Below are 13829 nucleotides of genomic sequence, written 5' to 3'. Positions count from 1 at the left end.
TCGCGTTACCGGACCCTCCCGCGCGCCTCCCCCGCCCCTGCCGGCCGGCCCGCGCGAGAAATGCATGGAGTACGGCAGAACGACGGACCGATTTCTTCCGCTCAGACCCCGGCCCGGGACAGCAGCACCTCGGGGAGGAGCGGCGAGCCGGTCCGGCATCGGTGCACATCCGCCGGCCCACCTCCGACGGCCCGGGGCCGGGCGGTCGGTGGACGGACGGCCCGCCTGGTCCAGGCTCCGCCTCGCGGGCACGACGGCGGGCGTGACCTGTCTCACACCCGGATGCTTCATATGATTTTTGGTTGCTTACCGGAGTAAATATGCTAGCGTTGCCCTCGATGACGACCGCAAGGATGCCCTCATCCCGCCGCCACCGCTCACGCGAACTCCTGCTGGAGGTAATAAGACGCGAAGGCGGTGTGACGCGGGCTGACTTATGTCGCTTGACCGGCTTATCTCGCAGCGCCGTCGCCGACTCCGTTCTCGATCTGCTCAACGAGCGGCTGGTCGTCGAGGATGTGCTCGAGGCCGGCGGCCGCGGGGCGGGTCGCGGACGCCCGTCCGCCCTGTTGGTGGTCGCACCGCCAAGAGGCGTCGTGCTCGGCATCGACTTCGGACATACGCACGTATCGGTCGCGGTCGCCACCACGGACGGGCGAGTGCTGGCGGATCAGCATTCGGACGTCAATGTCGACGGCCAGGCCTCGGCCGCCCTGGACGTCGCCGCGGGTGCGGCCCATCGGCTGCTCAGCCAGCTGGACCTGTCGATCCTCGACGTGCGCAGCATCACCGCGGGCATCCCCGCGCCCCTTGATGTGCGGACGAGGCGAATCAAGTCCTCCACGATCATGACGAGTTGGGCGCAGCTCGAACCGGAACGCGAACTCGGCAGCCGGCTGGGCGGTCCGGTCGTCGTCGCCAATGATGCCGATCTCGGCGCCGGGGCCGAGGTTCGGTTCGGCGCGGCCAAGGGCTTTCGGGATGTCGTCTACGTCAAGGCCGGCGAGGGAATCGGGGCCAGCCTCATTCTGAACGGAGCTCCGTACCAGGGATCACACGGCATCGCCGGCGAGATCGGGCACACCAATGTGACCAGTCAGGAAGGATGGTGCCGGTGCGGCAACCGCGGCTGCCTGGAGACCGTGGTGTCGAGCACGGTGGTGGAGGAGCGGCTCAAGGCGGCCGGCCTGGACTCGGTCCCCGACCCGGATTTCCCGCTGTCCCGCAGCAACGAGGATCCGACCATCACCCGGATCGTGATGGCTTCCGGCCGCATCCTGGGCCGGGTCCTGGCCGACATCTGCAACTGCCTGAACCCCTCGATGATCGTCCTCGGTGGTGTGCTCGGCACCGCCGGTCAACCGCTCGTCGAGGGCGTCCGGGAGTCGATCAATCTGTATTCACAGCCGGCCAACGCAGCGCTCGTCGAGGTCCGGACCGCACAACTGGGGCTCCGCGCGGAACTCATGGGCGCGGTGGCGCAGGCCTGCCAGCGGGCGGTCTACCAGGGTTGACGCGACAACGCGTGTCGCCGGACGAGCGCGCCACGCTCGGCACGGTCAGGGTCAGTGCGGCTTCTTCGGGTTCTGCACCTGGTAATAGATGCGGAATTCCGGGTAAGTCTGTGCCGCCTCCTTGACCACGTACTCGTTCTGACCGGACGCCGCGTCGAACAGGTTGTAGTTCGCCTGGGCCACCCCTTTGCTGTAGACCGAATGCCGGTCGTCCTTGAGGGTCGAGAGATCGTCGGCCCGCAGGTCGCCGCGTTGCAGCATCGCGTGGGCCTTCTTGGTCCGGCCGAGCGCGACCCGGGAGTAGAGCATCTCGTACGTCTCGTCCTTGTGCACCTGACAGTCGTAGTCGGAACACACGGGGCAGCGGGCGTAGGTCATGGCCTTGGACATGACGTCGGCGAAATACACGCCCTGCCCCAAGGGTCCGTACCTGGCCTTCTTCGCTCCGGGCTTCGCCTTGTTCGCCGAGAACGACGGATCGAACCCGCTCTTCTCCAGGATGTCCATGACGAACGGCGACGTGCCGTGGAACAGGTTCACCTCGCCCGCGGGGTCCTGGCCCTTCGCGTCGTGCACCTGCGAGCGGTGGCCGCCGAAGGCGACCTTGCGCAACGGCTTGACGGTCCCGGTGGCCTTGAGTTCGCCCCGGATGTTCTGCACGGCCGCCTGGTAGGCCGACCACAGGGCCTGGTTGGCGATCACCTCGATCCGATCGATGACGACCGGCCGGGACCGCGGCGCCGCCGGACCCTTTCGCGTGCCCTCGCGCAGCCGTCGATCCATGATGGCCAGCCGGTCGTTTTCCTCTTTCGTCCGGGCCGGCTTCGCCGCCAGATCGTCGCGGGCCTTGCGGATCACCTCCATGCGGGTGCTCTCCCCGGCCGGCGAGGTGTACGGGCTGTCCTTGAGTCCGACCGCCACCGCCTCCGCGATCCGGTCGAACTCCGGATGCCCGGCCCGGATCTCGGCCTTCATCAGGTTCGCGTCGATGGACACCCAGTCGAGATCGGCCCAGTACTGCGGCGCGTTCTTGAATCCGGCCAGGCGCTTCTTGACCTCGCCGGGCGACAGCACCTGCTTGCTCACCGGGCCGGACGCGGAGCCGTCGATCTCCGAGGCGAGCGCGTCCTCGGCGAATCGGACCCGCCGTGGTTGCCGGTCCTTGCCGCTCTTCGCCGACGGCGCCTGGGCTTGGGCCAACACATGGGGTTGCAGCGCCGCGGTCAGTGCCGGACCGACGTGCTCGTCAGACAGCGGCAATGTCAATGCGGCAATCTCGTTGAGCACGTCGGCATCCGTGACCGCAGGATTGGCGCCGTGCGCGAGGTCACGCAGGAACTGCTGCCCGGCGGCGTCCGAGTTGGGCGGGGGGGCCTGCGGGTTGACCAGGGCGGCCAGCTGCCCGACGGCCGTCCGGGCGGCCCGCCAGATCGAGACGTACAGGCAATCGCCGTTGCCCGGCACCGGGTTCGACCGGAACCGCAGCGCCTGACCCTGGGCCGGGGTGTAGCTGAAGCGCCCCCGGGCCGCGGGCACCAGGATGTTGTAGTGGTCGCCGCTGTACCGCAGGTAGATCGGGGCGCCCTGGCCATAGGACTTCATCTGATCGGTGTCGCTGTCGGCGCCGCCGCTGGTGGAATAGTCCACGACGTTGATCCGGATGCCGAGGCCGGTGGCGATCGGCGCGAGGTCGCTCTCCCGGCCCCACATGGCGCTCGCCAGGTTGTCCGTGCGGTAGGCGTGCACGAGGGCGTGCCGTTGTGGCGCGGTCAGCGTGCCGGTATCGACGAACCGGCCGATCCGGCCCGGATCTCCCTGCAGGGTGTGCGCGAGCTCGTGGGCCAGCAGGTGCCGGCCTTGGTCGGTGCCGACGTCGGGCAGCCCGTCCGGTAGGTAGACGTCCCGGCCCAGGGTGAATGCGCGCGCCTGCATGCTCCGGGCGACCGATCCGACCCCGTCGCCGGTGTGCACCCGCACCGCCCCGAAGTCGGCGCCGAACGCCTGCTCCATGGGCCCGCGGTGGGCCGCCGGCAGGGGTAGGCCGGCACCCAACCTCGCCAACGCCGCCGCGGCGACCGGAGGCAGCGGGCCACCCGCCGGACCGATCGCACCGCCGGGATCCGGCCGCGGGGGGCCGCCGGCCGCCGGCCCGCCCGTCGATTCGGCGGTCCGACCGCCCCGTCGACGCAGGATGCCGAGCGCACGGTGGGCGGTGGCGTCCGCATCGAGTTCGGCCGCGTCGCTCACCGATCCGACCACGAGTGTTCCCGGCTGGACCAGCCCGGGAACGGGCCCACCGTCGACGGCGATCTCGGCCGGGCGGGTCAAGGCCTCGAGCCGATCCGACCCGGGTCCGCGGTGGGACGGCCCGACCCGCTCACGTTCCCGATGGGTGTGCATGCTCACCCCCGCGTCGCTCGACCGAGGGACGCCGGACCGTCGGTCACCCTCTGGCTGGGGTCAGACTATGGGGCGGGCGCTCAGCGGGGCAACCGCTCGACGCCCTCTCCATCCCGGGCACCACCCGAGCGCAGCCGACCCACGAAGTCGGCGACCCGGCGTCGGTTCTCCGGATCCCGCGCCTGCCGCTTCGCCTCTTCCACGATGCGCTGTCCGGCCGGGCTGCGCAGCAGTGAATAGACCGTTGCCACCGCACCCAGCTTGCCCAGAACCTTCATATTGAACCCCTTTGCCGGCACCTACGAAAAGATCGACGCCGCCGCACTGCGGCGGCCGCCACCGGTGGGTACCCGGCATCGGGTCCAGGCAATCCGCTGCGCGCACGGAACGACCTAGCGCGGGCCGGCGCCGGGACCAACGGTCAGCCGGCGTCGCAGGAACTGCGCCACGTCGGTGAGCTCGGGCATCGAAATGCTATGCCCCATCCCCGGATACGTATGTTCTTCCAGCGCCGAGTGGCTCCGCAGGAAGGTGACGGCATGCCGCAGGGCGACCCCCGGCACCCGTGGATCGACCGGGTCGTAGCCGACGAAGGCCGGCACGCCGTGCCCGGACGTCGCCATCACCCGGAGTTGGTGGTCGCCCGGATGCGCGTCGTCGTAGAGATACCCGCTCAGCCCGACGAGCCCGCCGACGAGATCAGGAGACCGGCGCATCGTCGTGATCGCCGCCGCCATGCCCTGCGAAAACCCGATCAGCACCGACGATGTGGTGTAGTGGCGGACGACCTTGGCGATGAGCTCACCGGTGTGGGCGATGTCGGCCAGCGGCGGTTGTGCCAGCAGCGGTCCGGGAAACCATGCGTGACCTCGCCGGCCTGGCGCCGGGTAGGGACCACGGACGGCCACCACCCGGGCGGTGACGCCCGGCAGGAACAGGCCCAGCGCGGGCACCAGAGCGATCAGGTCGGCCTCGCTCGATCCGTACCCGTGCAGCAGCACGAGCGTCGGGACTGCCGGGTCATCCGGCGCCGGCCGGCCCAGCCAACGGACCTGGTGGGTCGGCAATTCCGGGGGGATCGGCACCCGGCCAGGGTAATCCGCACCGACGACCGGGGTGCTCGGGTGCCGTCCGGATCACGACTTCTTGTCCTTCTTCCCGATGCTCGGGAACCTCTTGTGCACGGCGGCCTTGACCTTCTTCTGCTCGTCCTTGGTGCCATGCTGGGCGACCCGGGCGAGCGCATTCCGGGCGTGCACCTTGTCCGGGATCGGGTACTTCCGCTTCCCGGGCAACGCGAACGACTTCTTGTCGAGCTTCTTGCGGTTCTTGGTACTGCTCAGGTCCTTGCTCATCTTGCCGCTCCCGCACTCGAGGTCATCATGTGATCACCTGCCCGCCAGCGAAATCTCCCCCGCTGTAGGCACCGTCCTCCCGGAAGGCCGCACGCTCCGCCTCCTCGCCCAGCTCGGTGAATCGATCCTGGTCGACGGACGGTGCGCCCTCCACGGGTTCGGCGTGGGGGATGGCGGGGTCCGGGCGATCACTGCGGGGGGGCGGATCGGGCATCGGGCCACACTCCTTCACGACGATGTCGGCATGACCGGTACCCGATTCCGACTCGCACCACACGTGATTCGGTCCGGTGACGGGCCGGAACACTGGCGGGGACCGAGCGGCGTTTCACGGCGATGGGCGATGGGCACCGCTCGATCATGGTTTCGGTGGGATACACGTTGATGACGGAACAGAGCGGCCCGCGCGAGCTGGTCCGGAACGCGGTCGCGGCCGAGCGCGCCGGCTTCGACTTTGCCGTGTGCAGCGACCACTATTTCCCCTGGCTGGACGAGATGGGCCACTCGCCCAACGCCTGGGTGACCCTCGGTGGGGTCGCGCAGGCGACCGACCGGATCGGCCTGATGACCTACGTCACCGCGCCGACGTTTCGGTATCACCCGGCGGTGGTCGCCCAGCAGGCCGCCACCCTGCAGATCCTGTGCGGCAACCGGTTCACCCTCGGGCTGGGTTCCGGGGAGGCCCTCAACGAGCACATCGTCGGCGCCGGCTGGCCGTCGGCCGATCTGCGGCAGGAGCGTCTGGTCGAGGCAGCCACGATCATCGCCCGGCTCTTCGACGGCGGTTATCTGACCTATCAGGGCCGACATTTCCGGGTCGACTCGGCCAAGGTGTGGGACCTGCCGGTTCAGCGGGTACCGATCGGCATCGCGGTGTCCGGGCAGCAGTCGTGCGAGTTGTTCGCCCCGCTGGCCGAGGTGATGGTCGGCATCGACCCCGACCCGCAACTGGCCCGCTGGTGGGACACGGCATCCCGGCCGGGGGCGCCCGATGGAGGCCGGGCCCGCAAGGTCGCCCAGTTGCCGATCTCCTGGGACTCGGACGAGGCGGCCGCGGTGCACCGCGCGCACCGGCTGTTCCGCTGGAGCCTGGGCGGCTGGAAGGTCAACGCGGAACTCCCGGGAACTGCGGCATTCGACGGCGCGTCGGCCACCGTGCGGGAGTCCGATGTAGCCGCCCAGATCCCCTGCGGCAACGATGTGGGGGCGATCGTGGATGCGGCGTCGGCCTTCTTCGACGCGGGCTACACCGATCTCGCCCTGGTGCAGATCGGCGGCGACCGGCAGGACGAATTCTTCGAGGCGGCCGACGACATCATCGCGGCGCTGCGCCGGATCGGCGCGCCGTCCGTCGCCCCGGCCTGACCGGCGCGCGTCGGGGTCGCCGGTGGGCCCGGGGCGGCAGCCGGGCGGACCGTCAGTCGGCGGCGGCCAGCGGCGTTTCGTCGAGCCGGTCGCGCATCTCGACCAGATTCGCACACACCATGGCAGCACCGGCGTCGGTCAGCTCGTCGACCGAGAATCCGCCGGTGCGCACGGCCAGCGTCGGGATGCCCAGCTTTCCGGCCGCGAGGCAGTCCCAGGTGGAATCGCCGATCATCACCGCGCCCGCGCCGTCGACCTTGGCCAGCGCAACCTCCAGCAGATCGGGCGCCGGCTTGGTCGCTTCCACGTCGGACGACGTGGTCCAGGCATCCGCAAGCCCGCGGGCATCGAGAAGGTCGAGCATGTGCTCGATGTCGTGCTGCTTGCCGGAGCTGGCCAGCACGATCCGGAAGCCGCGGTCGCGGACATCCGCCAGTAGGTCATGGGCGCCGGCAAACGGCCGTACCTCGTCGATCAGCTCGGCGAACTGCTCCCCCGATGCTGCCCGCAGGTCGTCGCCCAGTTGCCGTTCCACCTGCGAACCGGCCAGGTGCGCCACGATCTGATCACCGCCCATCCCGATGGCCCGATGGATCTCCCAGACCGGCTTGGTGATGTCGAAGCGCCGAAACGCCCGAAACCAGGCCAGCGCATGGTGGTAGTTCGTGTCGACCAGAGTGCCGTCGACGTCGACGATCGCGGTGTCGGCCATCAGTCCTCCTGGAATCGGCCCCCGGGCGGGCGCCGATGAGAAGGGTTCCCCCTCCGGGCGATCGACAATCGGGACGCTGCGTGCGGCGGGGTCCGAACGGACGGCTCAGAACACCGGGCGACGGCGCGCCGGGCATCGAGCAGCGGAGTGGAGAATGCCCAGGGGGCCGGTGCCGCGTTCCGCCGGGGTCGAGTGAACCGCGGTTGCGCATCCGCCCGCCCTCCTGCGCAACCCAGGTTCAGCGGAGCGACCCTTGCCGTCCGGGACCGCCGGCCGCTCAACCCAAGGCCTGCCAGTTGTCGATGCGGTGGCCGGACGGCGCGAACCCATGGTTCACTCCCCACAGCACTGCTTGGGTGCGGCTGCCGGCACCGATCTTGCGGTAGATCGCCCGGATGTAGGACTTGACCGTGTTGGGGCTCAGGTAGCTCAGCGATGCGATTTCGGCGTTGCTGCGGCCCTGAGTGATCAGGGCCAGGATTTCCGACTCGCGGTCGGTCAGCCCGTGATCGCGACCGGGCCAGTCCAGGCCCGGGGCGCTGTTGACCCGTCGCTGCGGCACGCTCACCACGATCTCGCCCCCGTGGACCGCCTCCAGGGCATCCACCAGGTGGCCGGCCGGCAACGACTTGGCCAGGTAGCCATGCACCCCGTGCCGGCGGGCCGCCGCCACCAGACCCGGGTCGAAGCTCCAGGTGTAGATGACAACCCTTGACGCATGCGGATTCTCCAGCAGGGTCCGGAAGTCGTACCGGTCCGACTCCGGCTGGGCGAACGTGTCGTACAGGGCGACGTCGACATCGACCGACACGGGCTCGTTCACGTCGAGTTCGACCACCTCGACCCGGTCCCGGAAGGGTTCCAACATGTGCGCGAGCCCGTAGACGACCACGTCGTAGTCGTCGATCAGGGCAATTCGGACAGGAACTGACGGGGCGGTCACCTCACCGACGGTAAACCTCCCTAGGGGTGTGCCGGACCACCCCTGCGGGCGTGTTCAGTGGGGACTGCCGATCGGTCGTCCCGGTCGGATCGGGGGAGGAACAGGACGGTGACATGATGCGGGACAGCCACGATGGGATGAACCGCGGGTCGTCCACGTGACCGACGCAGTGGTGCCCGTGGACGGCGCCGCCGATCCGGACGGTCCCCCGATCGAGGGTGTGATGCGCAAGCTGGACGGCGCGACCAGCGGGAACGGTCTGCCGGCCGGGACCATTGCCGAGGCCGTTCGATCGGCGGTGACCCTGCCCGACGAGGACGGTGCCCGGCTGCTGATGGAGCTGACGCTCGCCGGTGGCCCCTGGGACTCCGCGGCGGTCGCCTGCCGGCTGCCCTCCGGGACCTGGGGAACCAGGACCGGTACCGGCGCTCTCGGCCAGGTGTGTGACCGGCTGCAGTGGGAGCTCGGCGAGGGACCCGCCCGCGACGCGCTCACCACCGGCCTCGTCTCGGCGCACCACCTGACCGCCGATCCGCGGTGGCCGACCTGGCGGACCGAGGTCCGCGCGCTGGGTGCCCGCGCCGCCGTGTCCGCCCGCCTGTATGCCGGCCGGACGCTCGGCACCCTGACCGTGTACGCCACCCATCCCGTCGACCCGGATCGGGCCGCCGGCGACCATCTGCGCACCATGGCGGCCCACCTCTCGGTCCTGCTCGACATGGTGGATCGACGGCGGAATCTTGAACAGGGAATGGTCAACCGGGGAATCGTCGGCCAGGCCATCGGGCTGCTCGTCGAGCGATACGGCATCGCCGCGGACCAGGCATTCGCCACCCTGCGCCGGATCTCGCAGAGCGAGAACCAGAAGATGGCGCACCTGGCGACGGTCCTGGTGCAGTCCGGAGACCTGCCCGGGTTGCACGGGCGCGGGGACTGACCCGGATGGAAGGCCGGCCGTTCGCGCGTCGGCCGGCAGCCCGCCGATTCCGGACCGCAAACCCCACGGACGAGCCGTTTCCGATGGAGAACGCTGGGGACACTACAGAAAGGGAGCCGGCCGGCCCGGGACGCCGGTGTTCCTCAGGCTCGGCCGGTTCAACCAAGAGCCGGCCGGGCCGCCCACGGGCTGTCGTCGCCCCGAACCCCGGACGGGTGAGCCGGACGTTCGACCCGACGGGCCCGCTGAGGGGTTCGCCCGGCTACCGAAGGGAAAGCGATCGCGATGAGCAACTCGACCGTGGCCGAACTGATCACGGACACCCTCGTGCAACAGGGGGTTCGTACCGTCTGGGGGGTGGTCGGGGACGCGCTGAACCCGATCATCGACGCGATTCGCCGGCAGGAGGAGCTGGAATGGATCGGCGTCCGCCACGAGGAGGCCGGCGCCTTCGCCGCGTCCGCGCAGGCCCAACTCACCGGATCGGTGGGGGTCTGCATGGGCACGGTCGGTCCCGGATCGGTGCACCTGCTCAACGGGTTGTACGACGCCAAGAAATCGCATGCCCCGGTGCTGGCGATCTGTGGCCAGGTCCCGTTGGCCGAGATCGGCACCGACTACTTCCAGGAAGTCGACAACGACCTGCTGTTCCGCGATGTCGCCGAGTACGTGCGGACGGTCACCGCCCCGGAGCAGGTGGCGACGATGCTGACCCAGGCGCTGCAGGCCGCCCTGAACCGACCCGGCGTGGCCGTTCTCACCGTGCCGGGTGACATCGGCGATCTGGAAGTACCCAAGGGGACGTCGCCCCCGCGGACCGTGCGGGCCCACCCGCCGACCGTGCCCGGCGGCGACGGGCTGGACGAGGCGGCCCGACTGATCGAGCAGGCCGGCACGGTCACCATGCTGGTCGGGATCGGCGCCCGGGACGCCCGCGCGCAGGTGCTCGACGTGGCCGAACGGCTGCAGGCGCCGATGGTGCTCACCCTGAAGGCCAAACCGGTTCTGGAGAAGGAGAACCGCTTCCAGGTGGGGCAGAGCGGGCTCATCGGCAACCCGGGCGCGCAGGCCGCGCTCGACGGCGGCGACCTGCTGCTGATGGTCGGCACCGACTTCCCGTACCGGGAGTGGTACCCATCGGGCAAGACCGTGATCCAGATCGACGCGCGGCCCGAGCACATCGGCCGGCGCACGCCTGTCGATCTGGGCCTGGTCGGGCACGCCATGCCAACACTGACCGCGCTGCTGGCCCGGGTGGCGGCCAAATCCGACGGTGCGCACTTGGCGACGAGCCGGGACGCGTACACCGAATGGGCCGACCGGCAGGAGCAGCTGACCGATCCCGACCACGACAAGGGCCTGGTCGGTCGGATCCGGGAGAGGTTCGACAACCCGGACACCCGCATCCGGCCAGAAGCGCTGGCGCAGGCGGTGAATCGACTCGCCGCCCCGGATGCGATCTTCACCACCGACACGGGCATGTCCACGGTCTGGATGTCCCGGTTCGTGCAGATGACCGACCGCCGGGAGTTGCTCGGTTCGTTCAACCTCGGCTCGATGGCCAACGCACTGCCGCAGGCGCTGGGCGCGCAGGCACTGGACCGGGGCAGGCAGGTGGTCGCCTTCTGCGGTGACGGCGGGCTGTCCATGCTGCTCGGCGACCTCATCACCGCGGTCAACTACGACCTGCCGGTCAAGCTGGTCGTCTTCGACAACGGTTCGCTGGGCATGGTCAAGCTCGAACAGGAACAAGGCGGGTTGCCGAACTTCGGAACCGCCCTGGCCAATCCGGATTTTGCCGCGCTGGCCCGGGTGATCGGCCTGCACGGCGTCCGGGTCGAGGATCCGGACGCGCTCGACGATGCGGTCCGCGATGCGCTCGCCCATCCGGGGCCGGTGCTGCTGGATGTGCTGACCAACCCCGATGAGGTGTCCTTGCCGGGCAAGGTCAAGATCGGCCAGGCGTGGGGGTTCGCCGTCGCCAAGATGCGCGAAACGGTACTGAGTCAGGGCGACTCATGATGGCCGGCGCTCACCCCGCGGCGTCGAGCGGGCCCTCCAGCCCGGAGTGCAGCCGGCGCAGGTAGTCGGCCATGCCGCCGGGCGCACGGCCGGTCAGCCGGGCGCTGGTCAGGACCGGGCTCGCCCCGGTCCGCTCGATCCGGCCACCGGCGGCGTCCACCGCGGCGGCGAGCGCGACGTCCTCCTGCCGGGCAACCGGCGGAAACCCGCCGACCCGCCGGTACCAGTCGGCCCGAACACCCAGGTTGGCCCCGTGCACGTGCCGATGACCGTCGATCAGCCGATGATTGCGATACCAGCGGTGTTCGGCCGTGCCGTCGAGTTCGGCCGGGTCGGGCCGGACGGTGCCGAGCATCATCGCCGCCCCGCGTCGCGCGGCGTCCGCGTGGGTGCTCAGCCAACCCGGCGGTACCTCGGAATCGGCGTCGGTGTTCGCGATCCAGGTGCCGGCGGCAGGCACATCGGCCCGATGCAGCATGGTGAGCAATTCGTCGATCCCGGTCGACCGCGCCGCTCCCACCCGTCCGGCCGTGCAGACCACAGGGGCGACCGCCGGCCACTGCGCGACGCGCTCGAGGGTGCGGTCGCGGCAGCCGTCGACGACGACCACGATCCGCACCGGCAGGCCGGCGCCATCGGGCCGGCAGCGCAGGTCGCGCACGGACTCGGTGACGGCGGCCAGGCAACGATCCACCCGGTCCGCCTCGTCGCGAGCCGGGATCACCACCCCGATAGCCGCGAGGCGGGGGGTCATGCCTCCACTCCCCCGGCCGGCACGAATATCTCGTAGCGCCGGCGAAAGTGCTCCAGGAACGTCGGCGTCAGCACGGTCCGATCGCCGGGATCGTCGCCGAGCGACGCGATCTGGCTGCGGTGCTCGGCGATCGCCCGCTGCTTGCACTGCCATTCCCGCTCGTCCAGTCGCAGCACCAGCAGGTGGTCGGGGCGCAGCCGCGGATCGTCCGGGGTGGCCCACAGCCACGCCCAGATCGGGAACTCGACGAGCGCGGCGCCGGAGCGGTGCGCGGCCCGGGCGACCGCCCGAGCGACCGCCTCGTGGTCGGGGTGGCCGTCCGCCCGCCACGGCGCGGCGACCAGCGTCGTCGCTCCGCCGTCGAGCAGCCGACCGACCGCGGTGGCGAGCTCATCCTCGTGGTCGGCCAGGTGCCCGTCCGGCAGGCCCAACCGGTCGATAGTCGCTCCAGGTGCCAGATGCGCTGTGGCGCGGGTCATCTCGTCTCTGCGTAGGGTCCCGATGGCCGCCGCGGAGGTGGTCGGCGAATCCGGGTGCGACCCTTCCCCGTCAGTGGCCACCAACACGTCGACGTCGGCACCTCGGGCCTGCAGGCGAGCGATCAGGCCGGCAGCACCGAGGGTTTCGTCGTCGGGGTGGGCGGAGACGACGACCAGCCGGCGATACCGGGCGGTCTCCAGGGACGTCGCCCGGTCCGCGAGCACGGCGGCGGCCCAGGTCGATTCCGCAGTGCCCGGCGATCGGCCGTCGAACCGGGCCGGACGGGTGGTCACCACCACTGCGGCAGCTCCCGGACCTGGGCGCCGAGCCGGGCGTCGTCGCGTTCGGCGTGGTGCTGGCGCACGTACAGCTGCAGGTCGGCGACCCGTCGGGCGTGCGCCGCATCGAACGCCAGGGGTGCCGGACCGAGGGCGTGCCCGACCCGGGTGAGCACCGCGTCCACCGTGCCGGCGACCACCGACCGCACCCGGGCGGCCAGCAGCGCGCCGGCCGGTCCGTCGGCCTCGCCCCGGTCGACCGACACCGCGGCCGCCGTCAGGACCGCGTCGGCGGCGAACAGCGCGGTGTCCACGGCCCCCAGGTGGGCCGACGACAGCTGATCGGGCTCGCGGTCCCGACCGGCCGCCCGCAGGGTGCGGGCGATCCCGACCGCTCCGCCGAGCCAGCAGGCCGCCACCCCCATGCCACCCCACGCGAAGCCCGATCGCTCCAGGTACCAGCCGATCGCACCGACCGGCCGGGCCGGGCAGCCGGTCAACCGGATCGACGTCGACGGCACCTCGACCAGCCCGCGGGCGACCCACCCGGTGGCCGCGTCCACCGACACCCGCCGATCGGTCAGGTCGATAGCGAACAGCCGCCGGCCGGTCGGGCCGACATGCGCGGTGACCAGGGCTCGGTCCAACCGGCCGGCCAGGGAGCACCAGGGTTTGATCCCGTGCAGCACCCAGCCGTCGCCGACCTGCTCGGCGTCGATCCGTAGCCCGGGCCCCTCGGCGGCGAAAACGCCCCACAGCGGATAGCTCTCGGCGATGTCGAGGTCGGATCCCGCGTCGGCGGCCTCGGCCAGGATGGCCAATCCGTCGGCGTGCGCCTCCAGCACCCGGGCCGCGGTCAGGTCGGCGGCGGCGATGTCGCGCAGGCGCCGCCAGCGTTCCCCGGTCCGGCCGGAGCCTGGCAGGGGCAGCTGCCGGCCGACGTCGCGGGCAAGGTTCAGAGCCCGACCTGCGTCCCCGTCGACCAGGCCGGCCCGCACGAGCTCGTCATGGACGGTGTCGGCGGGCGCGGACGGCTCGGCGAGCGCCGGCAACGAATTCACGGTCGTCA

14 protein-coding genes are annotated in these 13829 nt (G+C 70.8%); 4 read left to right on the top strand and 10 right to left on the bottom strand.

The genetic code is table 11. The features are described 5' to 3' along the window. Positions 1-443 precede the first annotated feature (443 nt). Entirely contained in the window at positions 444-1514 is a 1071-nt protein-coding gene (locus ACILSK_RS11290; RefSeq protein WP_395727253.1) for an ROK family protein, read from the top strand. 51 nt (positions 1515-1565) lie between these two features. On the opposite strand, the gene ACILSK_RS11285 is transcribed toward ACILSK_RS11290, so the two are convergent. The 5 genes from ACILSK_RS11285 to ACILSK_RS11265 form a co-directional block, all read right to left on the bottom strand. Beyond that, a complete protein-coding gene (locus ACILSK_RS11285; protein ID WP_395727372.1) occupies positions 1566-3914 on the bottom strand; it encodes a DUF4157 domain-containing protein in 2349 nt (782 codons plus the stop codon). Positions 3915-3994: 80 nt separating this feature from the next. After that, positions 3995-4213, bottom strand: coding sequence for a hypothetical protein (locus tag ACILSK_RS11280; protein WP_395727252.1), 219 nt, complete (start codon positions 4211-4213; stop codon positions 3995-3997). 93 nt (positions 4214-4306) lie between these two features. Then, entirely contained in the window at positions 4307-4999 is a 693-nt protein-coding gene (locus tag ACILSK_RS11275) for an alpha/beta hydrolase (RefSeq protein ID WP_395727251.1), read from the bottom strand. Positions 5000-5050: 51 nt separating this feature from the next. Further along, entirely contained in the window at positions 5051-5269 is a 219-nt protein-coding gene (locus ACILSK_RS11270) for a DUF6582 domain-containing protein (protein ID WP_395727250.1), read from the bottom strand. A 25-nt stretch (positions 5270-5294) separates the two neighbouring features. After that, positions 5295-5483, bottom strand: a complete 189-nt coding sequence (locus tag ACILSK_RS11265) for a hypothetical protein (RefSeq protein WP_395727249.1) — start codon at positions 5481-5483, stop codon at positions 5295-5297. A gap of 146 nt (positions 5484-5629) precedes the next feature. On the opposite strand from ACILSK_RS11265, the gene ACILSK_RS11260 reads away from it, so the two are divergent. Beyond that, a complete protein-coding gene (locus tag ACILSK_RS11260) occupies positions 5630-6634 on the top strand; it encodes a TIGR03557 family F420-dependent LLM class oxidoreductase (protein WP_395727248.1) in 1005 nt (334 codons plus the stop codon). Between the two features lie 52 nt (positions 6635-6686). On the opposite strand, the gene ACILSK_RS11255 is transcribed toward ACILSK_RS11260, so the two are convergent. Both ACILSK_RS11255 and ACILSK_RS11250 read right to left on the bottom strand, forming a co-directional pair. Beyond that, positions 6687-7346: an HAD family hydrolase gene (locus tag ACILSK_RS11255; RefSeq protein ID WP_395727247.1), complete on the bottom strand. Its 660-nt coding sequence runs from the start codon at positions 7344-7346 to the stop codon at positions 6687-6689. Between the two features lie 277 nt (positions 7347-7623). After that, complete coding sequence (locus tag ACILSK_RS11250) at positions 7624-8289, bottom strand: DNA-binding response regulator (protein ID WP_395727246.1); 666 nt, start codon at positions 8287-8289, stop codon at positions 7624-7626. Positions 8290-8446: 157 nt separating this feature from the next. On the opposite strand from ACILSK_RS11250, the gene ACILSK_RS11245 reads away from it, so the two are divergent. Then, positions 8447-9226 (top strand): ANTAR domain-containing protein, encoded by a 780-nt coding sequence (locus ACILSK_RS11245; RefSeq protein WP_395727245.1) that lies wholly within the window; start codon positions 8447-8449, stop codon positions 9224-9226. Between the two features lie 285 nt (positions 9227-9511). Next, on the top strand, positions 9512-11248 hold the full coding sequence (locus ACILSK_RS11240; RefSeq protein WP_395727244.1) for a thiamine pyrophosphate-dependent enzyme: 1737 nt from the start codon (positions 9512-9514) through the stop codon (positions 11246-11248). A gap of 10 nt (positions 11249-11258) precedes the next feature. Here ACILSK_RS11240 and ACILSK_RS11235 read toward each other — a convergent pair whose 3' ends face one another. The 3 genes from ACILSK_RS11235 to ACILSK_RS11225 are packed head-to-tail and all read right to left on the bottom strand — an operon-like array spanning position 11259 to position 13821. Next, positions 11259-12002: a glycosyltransferase gene (locus ACILSK_RS11235; protein WP_395727243.1), complete on the bottom strand. Its 744-nt coding sequence runs from the start codon at positions 12000-12002 to the stop codon at positions 11259-11261. Further along, the gene (locus ACILSK_RS11230; RefSeq protein WP_395727242.1) at positions 11999-12781 is read right to left on the bottom strand and encodes a PIG-L deacetylase family protein; all 783 of its coding nucleotides are present in this window, start codon (positions 12779-12781) and stop codon (positions 11999-12001) included. The genes ACILSK_RS11235 and ACILSK_RS11230 overlap by 4 nt, the downstream gene beginning before the upstream one ends. Next, complete coding sequence (locus tag ACILSK_RS11225; protein WP_395727241.1) at positions 12772-13821, bottom strand: acyl-CoA dehydrogenase; 1050 nt, start codon at positions 13819-13821, stop codon at positions 12772-12774. The genes ACILSK_RS11230 and ACILSK_RS11225 overlap by 10 nt, the downstream gene beginning before the upstream one ends. Between the last annotated feature and the right edge of the window lie 8 nt (positions 13822-13829).

It is taken from the genome of Nakamurella sp. (assembly GCF_044224575.1).
Taxonomy (GTDB): Bacteria; Actinomycetota; Actinomycetes; order Mycobacteriales; family Nakamurellaceae; genus Nakamurella.
Note: the sequence above shows the minus strand (reverse complement) of the source record. Positions and strands in the feature narration are given on the sequence as shown.